Source organism: Pseudomonas sp. URMO17WK12:I6 (assembly GCF_003253625.1).
GTDB lineage: Bacteria > Pseudomonadota > Gammaproteobacteria > Pseudomonadales > Pseudomonadaceae > Aquipseudomonas.
Genome location: NZ_QKYZ01000008.1, coordinates 255,106 through 271,885 on the forward strand (window position 1 = coordinate 255,106; position 16,780 = coordinate 271,885).

Below are 16,780 nucleotides of genomic sequence, written 5' to 3' on the forward strand. Positions count from 1 at the left end.
ATGCCACAACTTCAACCAGGAATGGCACGCATCCGGGTCAAGGACCTGTGTTTGCGAACTTTCATCGGGATCAACGAGGACGAAATCCTCAACAAGCAGGATGTGCTGATCAACCTGACCATCCTGTATGCCGCCCAGGACGCCGTGCGTGACAACGACATCGATCACGCGCTGAACTACCGCACCATCACCAAGGCGATCATTGCCCACGTGGAAGGCAATCGCTTTGCCCTGCTCGAGCGCCTGACCCAGGAGCTGCTGGACCTGATCATGGCCAACGAGTCGGTACTGTATGCCGAAGTCGAAGTCGACAAGCCCCACGCCCTGCGCTTCGCCGAGTCGGTGTCGATTACCCTGGCCGCAAGCCGCTGACCGCGTCTGGCGCATCGCTCGCCAGGCTTTTATCATCCGCGCCACGATTTGATTGCACAGAGCCCATCATGAACGATCAACAACGCCTGGAACTTGAAGCCGCCGCCTTTCGCCGGCTGGTTGCCCACCTGGACAGCCGCAAGGACGTGCAGAACATCGACCTGATGAACCTCTCGGGTTTCTGCCGCAACTGCCTGTCCAAGTGGTACAAGGCCGCCGCTGACGAACGCCAGATCGACGTCAGCCTCGATGAAGCCCGCGAAGTGGTTTACGGCATGCCGTACGCCGAGTGGAAAGCCCAATACCAGAAAGAAGCCAGCGCCGACCAACAAGCGGCGTTCGCCAAAGGAAAACCCAATGAGTGATTTGAACACCCTGCGCGCCAGCCTCAAGAGTGGCGAACACGTTTTCGCCGACACCCTGGCGTTCATTGCCGCCGGTTATGACTACCAGCCCCAGGCTTTCAACAACGGTGGCGTGGAAAACGCAGCCGGGCAGAACGAAGGCTCGTGCAAGACCCTGGGCCTGGCGCTGCTGGAAGGTCTGAGCGATGAAGAAGCGCTGTTGGCGTTTGGCGAGCATTATCGCTCGGTGGTAGCTACGCCCGAAGGCAGCGACCACGGCAATATCCGGGCGTTGATTGCCCATGGCTTGGCGGGTGTGAAGTTCGCTCAGCAGCCACTGACTCGTCGCTAAACCTGTGGCGAGGGAGCTTGCTCCCTCGCCACAGATTATGCGTCGCCATCGATCGGTATCAGGGCACATCCCGACTTTTAAGATTGACCCGGCAACTTTATTTCGTTTGCCGGACACCTCTGCTCGCGGCTTAGATAAAAAGAAGCATCCCTTCTTCAGAGTCAGCCATTCATGCGCAGCGAAACCATCAGTCAGTCGATTTCCATTGTTCACCCCATCAGTCTCAGCCACGGAAAAAATGCCGAAGTCTGGGACACCGATGGCAAGCGCTACATCGACTTTGTCGGGGGAATCGGCGTACTGAACCTCGGCCATTGCCATCCACGCATCGTCGAGGCCATTCGTGAACAAGCCACCCGCCTGACCCACTACGCGTTCAACGCGGCTCCCCATGTGCCTTACATCGAACTCATGGATCGCCTGGCCGCGTTTATTCCAGTGGATTACCCGGTCAGCGGCATGCTCACCAACAGCGGCGCGGAAGCGGCGGAAAACGCCCTGAAGATCGTCCGCGGCGCCACCGGCCGCACCGCGATCATTGCCTTTGACGGCGCCTTCCACGGCCGCACGCTGGCCACCCTCAACCTCAACGGCAAGGTCGCGCCTTACAAGCAGAAAGTCGGCGTGCTGCCGGGGCCGGTGTACCACCTGCCCTTCCCCAGCAAAGACAATGACGTGACCTGCGCCGAGGCCCTGAAGGCGATGGATCGGCTGTTCAGCGTCGAGATCGACGTGAATGACGTGGCCTGTTTTATCGTCGAACCGGTACAGGGCGAAGGCGGGTTTCTGGCGATGGATGTGGAATTCGCCCAGGCGCTGCGGCGTTTCTGTGATGACAAAGGCATTTTGCTGATTGCCGATGAAATCCAGTCCGGCTTCGGCCGCACCGGCCAGCGGTTTGCGTTTTCGCGACTGGGCATTGAGCCGGACCTGATCCTGCTGGGTAAAAGCATTGCCGGTGGCGTGCCGCTGGGTGCGGTTGTCGGGCGCAAGTCGCTAGTCGACAACTTGCCCAAGGGCGGATTGGGCGGCACCTACTCAGGCAATCCCATCGCCTGCGCCGCCGCGCTGGCGACCCTGAACGAAATGAGTGATGCACATCTGCATGCCTGGGGCACGCAGCAGGAAGAAGCGATTGTCAGCCGCTACGAAGCCTGGCGGGCACGCGGACTGTCACCGTATCTGGGCCGTTTGACCGGCGTGGGTGCGATGCGCGGCATCGAACTGATCAATGCCGACGGCACACCGGCTTCGGCGCAATTGACACAACTGCTGGCGCTGGCCCGAGACTCGGGCTTGCTGCTGATGCCCAGCGGCAAGTCGCGCCACATCATTCGGCTGCTCGCGCCATTGACCACTGAGGCCGCCGTGCTGGAAGAAGGGCTGGATATTCTTGAGGCGTGCCTGGCGAAATTGTCCTGAGGCAGAATCGTCTGCCCACAAAAAAACCGGCCAAGGCCGGTTTTTTTGTTTTCTACGGAATCAGAACGAAACGTTCTGCAGGCCGTCGAGGTAACGCTCTGTGTCCAGTGCCGCCATGCAGCCGGCGCCGGCCGAGGTGATGGCTTGACGATAAACGTGGTCGGCCACGTCACCGGCAGCAAAGATACCTTCGACGCTGGTGGCAGTGGCGTTGCCGTCACGGCCGCCCTGTACAACCAGGTAGCCGTCTTTCAACGTCAGCTGACCTTCGAACAACGACGTGTTCGGGGTGTGGCCAATGGCGATGAACACGCCGTCGACTTTGATTTCGTCGAAGCTGCCATCGTTGTTCTTCAGGCGAGCACCGGTCACGCCCATGTTGTCGCCCAACACTTCGTCCAGGGTCGCGTTCAACTTCAGGATGATCTTGCCTTCGGCAACCCGGGCATTGAGCTTGTCGATCAGGATCTTCTCGGCGCGGAACGTTTCGCGACGGTGAATCAGGGTCACGGTGCTGGCGATGTTGGCCAGGTACAGCGCTTCTTCGACAGCGGTATTACCGCCACCGACCACAGCCACTGGCTTGTTGCGATAGAAGAAACCGTCACAGGTCGCGCAGGCCGAAACGCCTTTGCCCATGAACGTTTCTTCCGACGGCAGGCCCAGGTAACGAGCGCTGGCACCGGTAGCGATGATCAGGGCGTCGCAGGTGTAAGTCGCGCTGTCGCCAATCAGGGTGTACGGCTTGGCAGCGAAGTCCACGGCATTGATGTGATCAAACACGATCTCGGTTTCAAAGCGCTCGGCGTGCTCTTTCATCCGTTCCATCAGCGCCGGGCCGGTCAGGCCGTGGACGTCGCCCGGCCAGTTGTCGACTTCGGTGGTGGTGGTCAGTTGACCGCCGGCTTGCATGCCGGTGATCAGCAGTGGCTTGAGGTTGGCACGGGCCGCATAGACAGCAGCGCTGTAACCGGCAGGGCCGGAACCGAGAATAATCACTCGCGAATGACGAACTTCAGACATGACCTGCTCCTGTTGACCGGCCCGAAACACTGGGCGCGGAACGCCGGATTGCCGGCGGGAATAAAAAAGGACCGTTGAAAGCACTTGGGGAAGGCTTGGGCTCGACAGTCCTGTAAAAGAATGGGTGCAGCGTATCGAGGGGGCGAAGATTAAGGAAATACGGTTTAACAATCCAGCTCATAGGCGGTCTCTATTCCGTTGCAGTGAATGTATAGACGCCTTTGTTACAGTTAATGTCGATGCCGCTACCGCGCTTTCGCACCTCAGGCAAAGCCGGTAAGGTCGGCGCGTTTCCCTCTTGTTCGGAGCACGTTATGCCCGCCCCCGTTCTGTCCGGCCCGCAATACCTGCGCGAAGGCCTCAATCTGGTCCTGAGCCCAAGTCTGCGTCTGTTCGTGTTGCTGCCGCTGGCGATCAACCTGGTGCTGTTCGTCGGATTGATCTATCTGGCCGGTCATCAGTTCAGCCTATGGGTCGATACGCTGATGCCGTCCCTGCCCGATTGGCTGAGCTTCCTCAGCTATATCCTCTGGCCGATATTCGTGGTGTTGGTGGTGTTGATGGTGTTCTTCACCTTCACAATGCTCGCCAACGTTATTGCAGCACCGTTCAACGGCTTCCTCGCGGAGAAAGTCGAAGTGGTGGTGCGCGGCACCGACGATTTCCCGACCTTCAGCTGGGGCGAACTGATCGCCATGATCCCCCGTACCCTGACCCGGGAAATGCGCAAGCTCGGCTACTTCCTGCCAAGGGCCATCGGGCTGTTCATCCTGTCGTTCATCCCGGTGGTCAACATCATTGCCGCACCTCTGTGGCTGCTGTTCGGGGTGTGGATGATGGCGATCCAGTACATCGACTACCCGGCGGACAACCACAAGCTGGGCTGGAACGAGATGCTCGCCTGGCTGCGCAAGAAGCGCTGGCAGAGCATGAGTTTTGGCGGGATCGTTTATCTGGTGCTGCTGATTCCGGTGGTGAACATTTTGATGATGCCGGCGGCCGTGGCTGGCGCGACGCTGTTCTGGGTGCGTGAGCGTGGCGCGGAGAATCTGGTGGCGGAACGCAGTTAATCGCGTCATATATCCATCATCCCACCGTCACAATGACGACATGGCCTCAGCCGACACTGAGGTCATGACGACAGCTCTGCATATCACTCTGATCACCGAAACCTTCCCCCCGGAAATCAACGGCGTGGCCAATACCCTTGGCCGCTTGTTCGACGGTTTGCGCGCGCGCGGGCATCAGGTCGAGTTGGTGCGGCCACGTCAGGGCGGCGACCCGCTGACGGGCAGCAATGATGAGTTGCTGCTGTGTCGGGGCTGGCCGCTGCCGGGTTATCCCGGCCTGCAATGGGGCCAGTCGTCGATGCACAAGCTGCTGCGGCGCTGGAAGCGCCATCGCCCGGACGTGTTGTACATCGCCACCGAAGGACCGCTGGGGTTGTCGGCGTTACGCGCGGCACGGCGTTTGGGGATTTCGGTGGTCAGCGGCTTTCATACCAATTTTCAGCAGTATTCCAGCCAGTATGGGCTCGGGTTGCTGACGCGCTTGCTGACCCACTACCTGCGCTGGTTTCACAATCGCTCGACCCTGACCCTGGTGCCCAGCGCCAGCCAGCGACTGGAGCTGGAGCGGCGCAGTTTCGAGCGTCTGGCGTTACTCTCTCGAGGCGTCGACAGCCAGTTGTTTCATCCGGTCAAACGACTGAAACCGCTGCGTGAGCAATGGGGACTGGCCGAGGATGACATCGCCTTCATCCACGTAGGACGCCTGGCCCAGGAGAAGAATCTTGGCCTGCTCAAGCGCAGTTTCGACGCGCTGAAAACCACTTATCCACAGCGCAACATGAAATTGATTGTGGTCGGTGACGGTCCGCAACGATCGGCGCTGGAAAAGGAATTGCCCGAGGCGATTTTTTGCGGCTCACAACGCGGCGAAGCGCTGGCCAGTCACTATGCCTCGGGGGATGTGTTTCTGTTTCCGAGCCTGACCGAAACCTTCGGCAATGTGGTACTTGAGGCATTGGCCTCAGGGCTGGGGGTGGTGGCGTACGATCAGGCTGCGGCGGCTCAGCATATTCGCCATGGCTACAACGGCGTATTGGCCATGCCCGGGGATGAACAGGCGTTCTGCGATGCGGCACGTTGGCTGCTGGAGGAGCGCGAAACCTTGCGCTGCATGCGGCTCAATGCCCGCCAGCATGCAAGCCGTCAGGGCTGGGCGGCGATTATCGAGCAGTTCGAGGGGCAGTTGCGGGGGGCTTGCGCGCAGGAACAAGTTCTATCCGATGCGGCGTTGTTACCTTAAAAGCTTCGCGGGCAAGCCTCGCCCTTGGAGCGAGGCTTGCCCGCGATATAGGCCTTTCCTGACGCCGCTTAAACCAGCGTCATTAACGCATCACGGCTGAACGGCAGGATGTCCTGCTCACGACCGTCACGCACTTTCTGCGCCCAGTCCGGGTCCACCAACAGCGCACGACCCACCGCCACCAGGTCGAACTCATCGTTATTCAACCGCTCCAGCAGTTTTTCCAGGCTGGCCGGCTGTGCGATCTTGTCGGTGTTGACCATGAATTGCAGGAACTCGCCATCCAGGCCGACGCTGCCAACGGTGATGGTCGGCTTGCCGGTGAGCTTGCGTGTCCAGCCGGCCAGGTTCAGTTCGGAGCCGTCGAACTCCGGCTCCCAGAAACGGCGTGTCGAGCAGTGGAAAATATCCACGCCGGCATCGGACAACGGCTTGAGAAATTCGCCCAACGCCTCTGGCGTCTGCACCAGACGCGCGGTGTAGTCCTGCTGCTTCCACTGGGAGAAACGGAAGATGATCGGGAATCCCTCGCCGACTGCTGCACGCACCGCCTGAATCAATTCGATGGCGAAGCGCGAACGGTTGGCCAGGCTGCCACCGTATTCGTCGGTGCGCTGGTTGCTGCCTTCCCAGAAGAACTGGTCCACCAGATAACCATGGGCACCGTGGATTTCCACGCCGTCCATGCCGATGCTCTGGGCGTCTTTGGCGGCTTGGGCGAACGCAGCGATCACCTCCTGGATATCCTGCTGGGTCATGCCGTGAACCACGACCTGTCCGTCTTTCAGTTTTTCCGACGGACCATAACCCGGCACGCTGGCATCCGGCTCGGTGCCGATACGGCGCACGCTGCCCACATGCCACAGCTGCGGAACGATCTTGCCGCCTTCGGCATGCACTGCATCGACGACTTTTTTCCAGCCGGCCAGTGCGGCTTCACCGTAGAAGTGCGGCACGTTCGGGTAACCGTTGGAGGCCTTGTGACCGACCGTGGTGCCTTCGGTGATGATCAGGCCAACTCCGGCGGCAGCGCGGCGACGGTAGTATTCAATCACTTTGGAGTTGGGCACGCCGCCCGGCGAAAACGAGCGGGTCATCGGTGCCATGACGACGCGGGTCGGCAGTTCGAGAGCGCCGAGGTGAAAAGGCTTGAACAGGGCTTTGACAGGCATTGGACGCTCCACGGGACATAGGCTTTATGACGGCGATAATATGGAGGGCGCCCTGCCTTGAACAGCACTATTGATTTGAGTGATTAAGGATTAGAAACGAAAAGATCGCAGCCTTCGGCAGCTTCTACAGAGGAATGTGAATACCTGTAGCTGCCGAAGGCTGCGATCTTTTGATCTTGATCTGCGCTTTTAACTCAGAGCTTTTTCAATCGCCTGGATAACAGAAGGATCATCCGGCGCCGTACGCGGCGAGAACCGCGCCAATACGCGACCGTCCTTGCCCAACAGGAATTTTTCGAAGTTCCAGGTGATGTCGCCCGGAAACTCCGCACCCTCGCCCGCCAGCAGGCGGTACAGCTGATGACGTTCGTGACCGTTGACTTCCAGCTTGCTGGACAACGGAAAGGTCACGCCATAGTTGAGGCTGCAGAACGCCTGGATTTCCTGCTCTGTGCCCGGTTCCTGCCCGGCAAACTGGTTGCACGGCAAGCCCAGCACGCTGAAACCCTTGCCCTTGTATTGCTGGTAGAGGTTTTCCAGAGCAGCGTACTGTGGGGTCAAGCCACATTTGGAGGCGACGTTGACCACCAGCACGACGTGCCCTTTGAAGGGCGCCAGAGGTAACTCCTGGCCATCCAAAGCTTTCAATGTAAGGTCGTGAAAAGCACTCATGACGGACTCCAAATTTCCCGTGTTCTTCTCGAAACAGCCACTTGGTCATGTCGCCAAGGACAGCCGCGGACTAAAAAGGCGCCCTCGGGCGCCTCTCCAGTTCTCGAAAGCTTAGCGCAGAAAATCAGTGGTGATGGCCACCTTCGCCATGGACGTGACCATGAGCGATTTCTTCCTGGCTGGCATCACGGATGGCAACGATCTTGACCTGGAAATTCAGGCGCTGACCGGCCAGCGGGTGGTTGCCGTCGACGGTGACATCGTCGCCGTCCAGATCGCGAATGGTGACGATCTGCATCTGGCCGTCCGGAGCGGAAGCGTGGAACTGCATGCCCACTTCCAGTTCGTCGACGCCTTCGAACATGCTGCGGCTCAGGGTGCTGACCAGTTCGGCTGCGTATTCGCCGTAGGCATCTTCAGGTTCTACGGCAACAGTCAGTTCGTCACCGACTGCTTTGCCTTCCAGTGCCTTTTCCAGGCCCGGGATGATGTTACCTGCGCCTTGCAGGTAGACCAGCGGCGCGCCGCCGGCGGAGCTGTCGATGACCTCACCAGCGTCGTTGGTCAGGGTATAGTCGATGGAGACAGCCTTATTGGCGGCGATCAGCATGGGGCGAGACCTTTTGCATAAGAATGATGAATGTCCAAGTTTAGCGAAGCAATCGCCCGAAAGCGAACACAACCCGGACAAACGGGGTGCGATGAAACCCTCGACCATTACAGGCTTCCATCAGGACGAGGACGGGCACTGGGTGGCCGAGCTGTCCTGCGGCCATACCCAACACCTGCGGCACCAGCCGCCGTGGCAATCCCGGGCCTGGGTGCTGGACCCTGCGCTACGCAATGAAAAAATAGGCCAGCCCTTTGATTGCGGTTGGTGCGCACAAGGCTCGGTTAGCGATAACCTTGACCACTGAATATCGGTAGAACGCCAGCCATAGGCGTTCACCATTGCCATGCACCCTTAGAGAATCCGCATGCAAACTTTTTTTATCGCGCCCACCGATTTTGGTGTGGGTCTGACCTCCATCAGCCTCGGGCTGGTGCGTACCCTTGAGCGGGCCGGCCTCAAAGTCGGCTTTTTCAAACCGATTGCCCAACCGCACCCGGGCGACACCGGCCCTGAACGCTCCACCGAACTGGTGGCCCGCACCCACGGCTTGAAACCGCCCCAGCCGCTGGGCCTGGCCCATGTCGAGCGGATGCTCGGCGACGGTCAGCTGGACGAATTGCTCGAAGAAATCATCACCCTTTACCAGCAAGCCGCTATCGGCAAGGACGTGCTGATTGTCGAAGGCATGGTCCCGACCCGCAGCGCCAGCTACGCCGCGCGGGTCAACCTGCACTTGGCCAAGAGCCTCGACGCCGACGTGATTCTGGTTTCGGCGCCGGAAAACGAAGTGCTGACCGAATTGTCCGGCCGGGTGGAGTTGCAGGCGCAATTGTTCGGCGGGCCGAAAGACCCGAAAGTGCTGGGCGTGATCCTCAACAAGGTCAAGACCGACGAAAGCATGGACGTCTTCGCCTCGCGCCTGAGAGAGCACTCGCCGTTGCTGCGCAGTGGCGACTTCCGTCTGCTCGGCTGCATCCCGTTTCAACCGGAGCTGAACGCGCCGCGCACCCGTGACGTGGCCGAGCTGATGGGCGCTCAGGTGCTCAATGCCGGTGACTACGAAACCCGGCGCATGACCAAAATCATCATTTGCGCCCGCACCGTGCGCAACACCGTGGAGCTGCTCAAGCCCGGCGTGCTGGTGGTGACCCCCGGCGATCGCGACGACATCATCCTCGCGGTCAGCCTCGCGGCGATGAACGGCGTGCCCCTGGCCGGCCTGCTGCTGACCAGCGACACCCTGCCCGACCCACGCATCATGGAGCTGTGCCGTGGCGCCTTGCAGGCCGGTCTGCCGGTGTTGTCGGTGAGTACCGGTTCCTACGACACCGCCAACCAGTTGAACGGTTTGAACAAGGAAATCCCGATCGACGACCGCGAGCGCGCGGAGATCATCACCGATTTCGTCGCCAGCCACCTCGACGCCAACTGGCTGCACCAACGCTGCGGCACGCCGCGGGAAATGCGCCTGTCGCCCGCGGTGTTCCGCTATCAACTGATCCAGCGCGCCCAGGCCGCCAACAAGCGCATCGTGTTGCCCGAGGGCAGCGAGCCGTTGACCGTGCAGGCCGCCGCGATCTGCCAGGCCCGGGGCATTGCCCGTTGTGTATTGCTGGCCAAACCGGCAGACGTCGAGGCGGTCGCCCGCGCCCAAGGCATCGAGTTGCCACCGGGGCTGGAAATCCTCGACCCGGACCTGATTCGCGAGCGTTATGTCGAGCCGATGGTTGCGCTGCGCAAGACCAAAAGCCTCAACGCGCCGATGGCCGAGCAGCAACTGGAAGACACCGTGGTGATCGGCACCATGATGCTGGCGCTGGATGAAGTCGACGGGCTGGTGTCCGGGGTCATTCACTCCACCGCCAACACCATCCGCCCGGCCCTGCAACTGATCAAGACCGCGCCGGGTTGCACCCTGGTGTCGTCGGTGTTCTTCATGCTGTTCCCCGAAGAAGTGCTGATCTACGGCGACTGCGTGATGAACCCGCACCCGAGCGCCAGCGAACTGGCCGAGATCGCCTTGCAAAGCGCCGACTCGGCAGCGGCGTTCGGCATCACTCCGCGAGTGGCGATGATCAGCTACTCCAGCGGTGAATCGGCCAGCGGCGAAGAAGTCGAGAAGGTTCGCGAGGCCACCTTGCTCGCCCACGAACAGCAACACTCACTGCTGATCGACGGCCCGTTGCAATACGATGCCGCTGCCAACGAAACCGTGGCCCGGCAACTGGCGCCGAACAGTCAGGTGGCCGGTCGTGCCACGGTGTTCGTGTTCCCCGACCTGAACACCGGCAATACCACCCACAAAGCCGTGCAACGCAGCGCCGACTGCGTCAGCCTCGGGCCAATGCTGCAAGGCCTGCGCAAACCGGTGAACGACCTGCCGCGTGGCGCGCAAGTCGACGACATCGTGTACACCATCGCGTTGACCGCGATTCAAGCGGCCAACCGACCTATGGATATTTAAATGCTGGATTTTCTACCTGCACCCGTGCGCGGCGTGATCGCCTCGCTGCTGTTGGCGCTGAATACGATTCTGCTCTGCTCGTTTCTGTTCTGTGTGGCGCTGTTCAAAGTGTTGCCGTTCGCCCTCACCCAACGTTTCGCGCGTTGGCTGATGAGTCATACCCACGAAGCGTGGATCAGTAACAACAAGGGCTGGATGAATCTGGTTTGCCGCACACGCTGGCACCTCAGCGGCTTGCAAGACCTGGACTATCGGCACTCCTATCTGATCACCAGCAACCACCAGAGCTGGGTCGACATCATGGTGCTGCAGTACGTGCTCAACCGTCGCATCCGCCCGCTGAAGTTCTTCCTCAAACAGGAACTGATCTGGGTACCGGTGATTGGCCTGGCGTGGTGGGCGTTGGGTTTTCCGTTCATGAAGCGTTACTCCAAGGCCTATCTGGAAAAGCATCCGCAGAAGAAAGGCAAAGACCTGGAGACCACCCGCAAGACCTGCGACAAGTTCCGCAATAACCCGGTGGGGATTTTCAACTTCGTCGAAGGCACACGCTTTACCGAGGGCAAACACGCCCAGCAGAGTTCACCGTTCCGCTACCTGCTGAAGCCGAAAGCGGGCGGCATTGCCTTTGTGCTGGATGCCATGGGCGACCAGCTGGAAGCCATCGTCAACGTGACCATCCACTACCCGGCCGGGCGTCCAGGCTATTGGGATTTGCTCTGCGGCAATGTGAAGGATGTAGTGGTGCACTTTCAGGAGCTGAAGATTCCACCACAGTTCGTTGGCAAGAACTACGACCAGGACGGGGTGTATCGCCTGGAGTTTCAGGGCTGGATCAATCAGTTGTGGAATGACAAGGATGCGCTGTTGGGACAAATGCACCGGGAGTATCCAGTGAATTCTTGAGGTGCCCGCGAAGGTGTCCTCCCGGACACAAAAAAGCCCGCAGATGATCACTCATCTGCGGGCTTTTTGTTTTCAGCTAATGCTTAGATCGCGCCACGCTTGCGCAGCAGATCCAGCACTTGCTTGACGCTTTCTTCCAGCGACAGCGACTGGGTGTCGATCACCAGATCGGCATCCAGCGGCACGTCGTACGGGAAGGATTCGCCCGGGATGTTGTCGCCACCCGCCGCGTACAGGCCTTGCGGATCACGCTCGGCGCAGACCGTCGGCGAGGCCTGGACGTAGACCGTCAGCAGACGCTCCTTGCCGATCAGGTCCTTGGCCTGCTCACGACCTTCGGCACTCGGGGCAACGAACGCCGCCAGTGTCAGCAGGCCGGCTTCGTTGAACTGACGCGCAACGTGCGCCGCACGACGCCAATTCTCGGTGCGCCCGGCGCGATCCTGCGGCAGACCTTTGTTCAGGTCATGACGCAGGTTCTGGCCATCGAGTACAAACACCGCGCGCCCCATGTCGAACAGCTTGCGTTCAACCGCATACGCCAGGGTGCTTTTGCCAGCGCCCGACAGGCCGCTGAACAACACGGTGGCCGGTTGCTGACCGAAGCGCTGGGCGCGTTCTTCGGTGGCTACATGGGCCAGTTTGCCGTGGTGGGAGCTGCTGCCATGCGCCAGCGGCTGAGCGATGATCATGCCGGCCGCGACCGTGCCGTTGGTCAAACGGTCGATGACGATGAACGAACCCGTGGTGCGGTTGCTGTCGTAACCGTCCAGCGCAATGGCCGCGTCGAGGCTGATCTTGACCCGACCGATCTCGTTCAGCTGCAACGAGCTGGCAGGGCCTTCGGCCAAGGTGTTCACGTCCACGCGATTGACGATGCTGGTGATCGAGCCCGGCACGTAAGTCGTGGCGCGCTTGATGTCGTACTTCTTGCCCGGCAGCATCGGCTCTTCGGCCATCCACACCAGCATGGCGTCGAAGGCGTCGGTCACTTGCGGCTGGTTATCGGCGTGCACCAGCAAGTCGCCACGGGAAATGTCGATCTCGTCTTCCATGGTCAGCGTCACCGCTTGACCAGGGCCTGCATGCTCCAGCTCACCTTCGAAGGTGACAATGGATTTCACGCGGCTGCTCTTGCCCGACGGCAACACGACGACTTCGTCGCCCTTGTGCACGATGCCGCTGGCCAGGGTGCCGGCGAAACCACGGAAGTTCAGGTTCGGACGGTTGACGTACTGCACCGGGAAACGCAGGTCGGTGTAGTTGCGGTCGCTGGCGATTTCGACGGTTTCGAGGATTTCCATCAGCGACTGGCCGGTGTACCACGGCGAGCGCTCGGACTTGTTCACCACGTTGTCGCCCTTGAGCGCGGACATCGGCACGAATGCCATGGTGCTCGGCTTGAACGCGATGCCTTCGGCGAACTTCAGGTAATCGGCCTTGATCGACTCAAATACGCTTTCGTCGAAGCCGTTGAGGTCCATCTTGTTGATGGCGACCACGATGTGCTTGATGCCCAGCAACGAGGCGATAAAGCTGTGGCGACGGGTCTGGGTCTGCACGCCGTAACGGGCGTCGACCAGGATGATCGCTAGGTCACAGGTGGATGCACCGGTGGCCATGTTGCGGGTGTACTGCTCATGGCCGGGGGTATCGGCGATGATGAATTTGCGCTTGGCGGTAGAGAAATAGCGGTAGGCGACATCGATGGTGATGCCCTGCTCACGCTCGGCCTGCAAGCCGTCGACCAGCAACGCCAGGTCGATGTCTTCGCCGGTGGTGCCGACTTTTTTCGAGTCGCGTGTAATGGCTTCCAGATGATCTTCGTAAATCATTTTGGAGTCGTGCAGCAGGCGCCCGATCAAGGTGCTCTTGCCGTCGTCGACGTTGCCACAAGTCAGAAAGCGCAGCATTTCCTTGCGTTCATGCTGGCCCAGGTAGGCGAGGATGTCCTCGCTGATCAAATCAGATGCGTGCGACATGACAACCCCTTAGAAATAACCCTGACGTTTCTTTTCTTCCATGGAACCGGCGCCATCGTGATCGATGACTCGGCCCTGGCGTTCGGAAGTTCGCGTCAGGAGCATTTCCTGAATGATGTCGGTCAGGCTGGTGGCCTCAGACTCGACAGCACCGGTCAACGGGTAGTCGCCCAGTGTACGGAAACGGACCTTCTTCTTGACGATGCGCGCCTTGTCTTCGTCGCTCAGGTGATTGAGCAGGCGTTCGTCGTCGATCATGATCCAGGTGCCGTTCATCTCGATGACATCACGCTCGGCTGCGAAATACAGCGGTACGATCGGGATGCCTTCCAGGTAGATGTACTGCCAGATGTCCAGTTCGGTCCAGTTCGACAACGGGAATACGCGGATCGATTCACCCTTGTTGACCTTGCCGTTGTAGACGTTCCACAGCTCCGGGCGCTGGTTTTTCGGGTCCCAGCGGTGCTTGCTGTCACGGAAGGAATACACGCGCTCTTTGGCACGGGACTTCTCTTCGTCGCGACGGGCGCCACCGAATGCGGCGTCGAAGCCATACTTGTCGAGGGCCTGCTTGAGGCCTTCGGTCTTCATGATGTCGGTGTGCTTGGCACTGCCGTGGGTCAGCGGGTTGATACCCTGCGCAACACCCTCGGGGTTGACGTGTACCAGCAGGTCCAGGCCGAGCTCTTCGACCATGCGGTCGCGGAACGCGTACATTTCCTTGAACTTCCACTGGGTGTCGACGTGCATCACCGGAAACGGAAGTTTGCCCGGGAAGAATGCCTTGCGCGCAAGGTGCAGCATCACGGCGGAGTCTTTACCGACGGAGTACAGCATCACCGGGTTATCGAACTCGGCGGCGACCTCGCGGATGATGTGGATGCTTTCGGCCTCCAGCTGTTTCAGATGCGTCAGTTTGTCGACCATGGCTACTCACGAAAACGATCTTATGGACGGCCTGCGGGCCGTGTTCGAGCGGGGAATCCTAGCACAGCGCCCTCTTCTAATCAGGACGGTGGCTAGATCGAAAGGGTATATGAATATACCCCCTCGTTTGGGCTCCAGCCCTGTAGTCAAATCGGGTTCGGGCAATCGATGAAGATGTGCTCGAGGGCGAAACGTCGCGCCAGGTAATCACCCAAAGCCTGTACACCGTAACGCTCGGTGGCATGGTGGCCGGCGGCGATGAAACTGATGTCGTTTTCCCGGGCGCTGTGGAACGTCTGCTCGGAGGCCTCGCCGCTAAGGTACAGATCGACACCGGCCAACACCGCCTGGTCAATGTAACCCTGGGCACCACCGGTGCACCAGCCGACCCGACGAATCATCTCGCTGCCTTCGATCAGTAACGGCTCGCGCCCCATGACTTCCTGTACTCGGCGGGCGAAATCGCGGGGGGTCATCGGTTCGCTCAACGAGCCGACCAGGCCGACGATTTTCAGGTTGTCCGGATCCAGCGGGCCTTCGATGGTAATGTCCAACTGCCGGGCGAGCTGTACGTTGTTGCCGACTTCCGGGTGCAGGTCCAGCGGCAAGTGATAGGACAGCAGGCTGATGTCGTGCTTGAGCAGGGTTTTCAACCGGCGCTGCTTCATGCCGGTGATGCACGGGTTCTCGCCTTTCCAGAAATAGCCGTGATGCACCAGCACCAGATCGGCCTGGGCCTCCACTGCGGCGTCCAGCAACGCCTGGCTGGCGGTGACGCCGCTGACGATGCGCATTACTTGCGGCCGGCCTTCGACCTGCAAGCCGTTGGGGCAGTAATCGGCGATCTTGGCACTTGCCAGGTAACGGTCGGCTTCTTCGACCAGGGTGCTCAGGGCGACGGCCATAAAAGACTCCTAAATATCCCGTTCAGAGGCGCGCGCGGCCTCGTATAATGCGCGACATTATGGGCAGTCTCATACCGCCTGCAACCTCTCAGGACGTGCTTAATGCTCAAGGCGCTGCGTTTTTCCGGCTGGCCGCTGTTGGCCGGCGTGCTTGTCGCTCTACTGATTATTCAGCGTTACCCGCAGTGGGTCGGGCTGCCAAGCCTCGACGTCAATCTGCAACAAGCCCCGCAAACCCTTGGTGTGCAGCAGGGCCCGGTGTCCTATGCCGATGCGGTGACCACGGCTGCGCCGTCGGTGGTCAACCTTTACACCACCAAAGTGGTCAACAAACCCAGCCATCCGCTGTTTGAAGACCCGCAGTTCCGCCGCTTCTTCGGCGACAACTCGCCCAAGCAGAAGCGCATGGAGTCGAGCCTCGGTTCGGGCGTGATCATGAGCCCGGAAGGTTACCTGCTGACCAACAACCACGTGACCAGCGGTGCCGACCAGATTGTGGTGGCGCTCAAGGATGGTCGTGAAACCCTGGCCCGGGTCATCGGCAGCGACCCGGAAACCGACCTCGCGGTATTGAAGATCGACCTGAAAAACCTGCCGTCGATCACCGTCGGCCGTTCCGACAACCTGCGCATCGGCGACGTGGCCCTGGCCATCGGCAACCCGTTCGGCGTCGGCCAGACCGTGACCATGGGGATCATCAGCGCCACCGGGCGCAATCAGTTGGGCCTGAACAACTACGAAGACTTCATCCAGACCGATGCCGCGATCAACCCCGGCAACTCCGGCGGTGCACTGGTGGACGCCAACGGTAACCTGACCGGCATCAACACGGCGATCTTCTCCAAGTCCGGTGGCTCGCAAGGCATCGGCTTCGCGATCCCGGTCAAACTGGCGATGGAGGTGATGAAGTCGATCATCGAGCACGGCCAGGTGATTCGCGGCTGGCTCGGCATCGAAGTGCAACCGTTGAGTCAGGAACTGGCGGAATCGTTTGGCCTGTCGGGACGCCCGGGAATTGTGGTCGCGGGGATTTTCCGTGACGGCCCGGCGCAAAAGGCCGGCCTGCAATTGGGCGACGTGATCCTCAGCATCGACGGTGAACCGGCTGGCGATGGTCGCAAGTCAATGAACCAGGTGGCGCGCATCAAACCGACCGACAAGGTCACGATTCAGGTGATGCGCAACGGTAAAGAACTCAAGCTCACCGCAGAAATCGGTCTGCGTCCGCCGCCGGCGCCGATCCAGGAAAAAGAAGAAGAGTAAGCGGGACCCTGTGGGAACGAGCCGCACCGCTCGCTCCCACAGGAACAGTTTTG

At 60.2% G+C, this 16,780-nt stretch carries 17 protein-coding genes; 10 read left to right on the forward strand and 7 right to left on the reverse strand.

Annotation, left to right across the window (positions count from 1 at the left end):
- The 4 genes from folX (at position 1) to F475_RS16975 (ending at position 2,490) form a co-directional block, all read left to right on the forward strand.
- The gene (gene folX, locus F475_RS16960) at positions 1-372 is read left to right on the forward strand and encodes a dihydroneopterin triphosphate 2'-epimerase (RefSeq protein WP_007942179.1); all 372 of its coding nucleotides are present in this window, start codon (positions 1-3) and stop codon (positions 370-372) included.
- A 68-nt stretch (positions 373-440) separates the two neighbouring features.
- The gene (locus F475_RS16965; RefSeq protein ID WP_018927179.1) at positions 441-737 is read left to right on the forward strand and encodes a DUF1244 domain-containing protein; all 297 of its coding nucleotides are present in this window, start codon (positions 441-443) and stop codon (positions 735-737) included.
- The gene (locus F475_RS16970) at positions 730-1,068 is read left to right on the forward strand and encodes a HopJ type III effector protein (RefSeq protein ID WP_018927180.1); all 339 of its coding nucleotides are present in this window, start codon (positions 730-732) and stop codon (positions 1,066-1,068) included. Before F475_RS16965 ends, F475_RS16970 begins: the two co-directional genes overlap by 8 nt.
- A gap of 171 nt (positions 1,069-1,239) precedes the next feature.
- Entirely contained in the window at positions 1,240-2,490 is a 1,251-nt protein-coding gene (locus tag F475_RS16975; protein ID WP_111454337.1) for an aspartate aminotransferase family protein, read from the forward strand.
- Between the two features lie 60 nt (positions 2,491-2,550).
- Here F475_RS16975 and trxB read toward each other — a convergent pair whose 3' ends face one another.
- Entirely contained in the window at positions 2,551-3,513 is a 963-nt protein-coding gene (gene trxB, locus F475_RS16980) for a thioredoxin-disulfide reductase (protein WP_018927182.1), read from the reverse strand.
- 314 nt (positions 3,514-3,827) lie between these two features.
- Here trxB and cysZ point away from each other — a divergent pair, with 314 nt between their 5' ends.
- Both cysZ and F475_RS16995 read left to right on the forward strand, forming a co-directional pair.
- Entirely contained in the window at positions 3,828-4,583 is a 756-nt protein-coding gene (cysZ, locus tag F475_RS16990) for a sulfate transporter CysZ (protein ID WP_018927183.1), read from the forward strand.
- Positions 4,584-4,623: 40 nt separating this feature from the next.
- On the forward strand, positions 4,624-5,823 hold the full coding sequence (locus F475_RS16995) for a glycosyltransferase family 1 protein (RefSeq protein ID WP_111454338.1): 1,200 nt from the start codon (positions 4,624-4,626) through the stop codon (positions 5,821-5,823).
- Positions 5,824-5,891: 68 nt separating this feature from the next.
- On the opposite strand, the gene F475_RS17000 is transcribed toward F475_RS16995, so the two are convergent.
- The 3 genes from F475_RS17000 to F475_RS17010 form a co-directional block, all read right to left on the reverse strand.
- Positions 5,892-6,995: an NADH:flavin oxidoreductase gene (locus F475_RS17000; protein WP_111454339.1), complete on the reverse strand. Its 1,104-nt coding sequence runs from the start codon at positions 6,993-6,995 to the stop codon at positions 5,892-5,894.
- Positions 6,996-7,184: 189 nt separating this feature from the next.
- Entirely contained in the window at positions 7,185-7,667 is a 483-nt protein-coding gene (locus F475_RS17005; protein ID WP_064620279.1) for a glutathione peroxidase, read from the reverse strand.
- 124 nt (positions 7,668-7,791) lie between these two features.
- Positions 7,792-8,277 carry a peptidylprolyl isomerase gene (locus F475_RS17010; RefSeq protein ID WP_007942189.1) on the reverse strand — a complete coding sequence of 162 codons (486 nt, stop codon included), beginning with the start codon at positions 8,275-8,277 and terminating at the stop codon, positions 7,792-7,794.
- On the opposite strand from F475_RS17010, the gene F475_RS17015 reads away from it, so the two are divergent.
- The 3 genes from F475_RS17015 to F475_RS17025 are packed head-to-tail and all read left to right on the forward strand — an operon-like array spanning position 8,246 to position 11,650.
- The gene (locus F475_RS17015; RefSeq protein ID WP_111454353.1) at positions 8,246-8,584 is read left to right on the forward strand and encodes a DUF3565 domain-containing protein; all 339 of its coding nucleotides are present in this window, start codon (positions 8,246-8,248) and stop codon (positions 8,582-8,584) included. The genes F475_RS17010 and F475_RS17015 overlap by 32 nt on opposite strands.
- 60 nt (positions 8,585-8,644) lie before the next feature.
- A complete protein-coding gene (pta, locus tag F475_RS17020) occupies positions 8,645-10,744 on the forward strand; it encodes a phosphate acetyltransferase (protein ID WP_064620284.1) in 2,100 nt (699 codons plus the stop codon).
- Positions 10,745-11,650 carry an acyltransferase gene (locus tag F475_RS17025; RefSeq protein ID WP_064620287.1) on the forward strand — a complete coding sequence of 302 codons (906 nt, stop codon included), beginning with the start codon at positions 10,745-10,747 and terminating at the stop codon, positions 11,648-11,650.
- 83 nt (positions 11,651-11,733) lie between these two features.
- Here the strand turns inward: F475_RS17025 and cysN are convergent, their stop codons facing one another.
- From cysN to F475_RS17040, 3 genes are all read right to left on the reverse strand, one after another.
- A complete protein-coding gene (gene cysN / locus F475_RS17030) occupies positions 11,734-13,632 on the reverse strand; it encodes a sulfate adenylyltransferase subunit CysN (RefSeq protein WP_018927190.1) in 1,899 nt (632 codons plus the stop codon).
- 9 nt (positions 13,633-13,641) lie between these two features.
- Complete coding sequence (cysD, locus tag F475_RS17035) at positions 13,642-14,559, reverse strand: sulfate adenylyltransferase subunit CysD (protein WP_007941268.1); 918 nt, start codon at positions 14,557-14,559, stop codon at positions 13,642-13,644.
- Between the two features lie 146 nt (positions 14,560-14,705).
- On the reverse strand, positions 14,706-15,464 hold the full coding sequence (locus F475_RS17040; protein ID WP_111454340.1) for a Nif3-like dinuclear metal center hexameric protein: 759 nt from the start codon (positions 15,462-15,464) through the stop codon (positions 14,706-14,708).
- A gap of 102 nt (positions 15,465-15,566) precedes the next feature.
- Here F475_RS17040 and algW point away from each other — a divergent pair, with 102 nt between their 5' ends.
- A complete protein-coding gene (gene algW / locus F475_RS17045) occupies positions 15,567-16,727 on the forward strand; it encodes a Do family serine endopeptidase AlgW (RefSeq protein WP_018927192.1) in 1,161 nt (386 codons plus the stop codon).
- Positions 16,728-16,780: the final 53 nt, after the last annotated feature.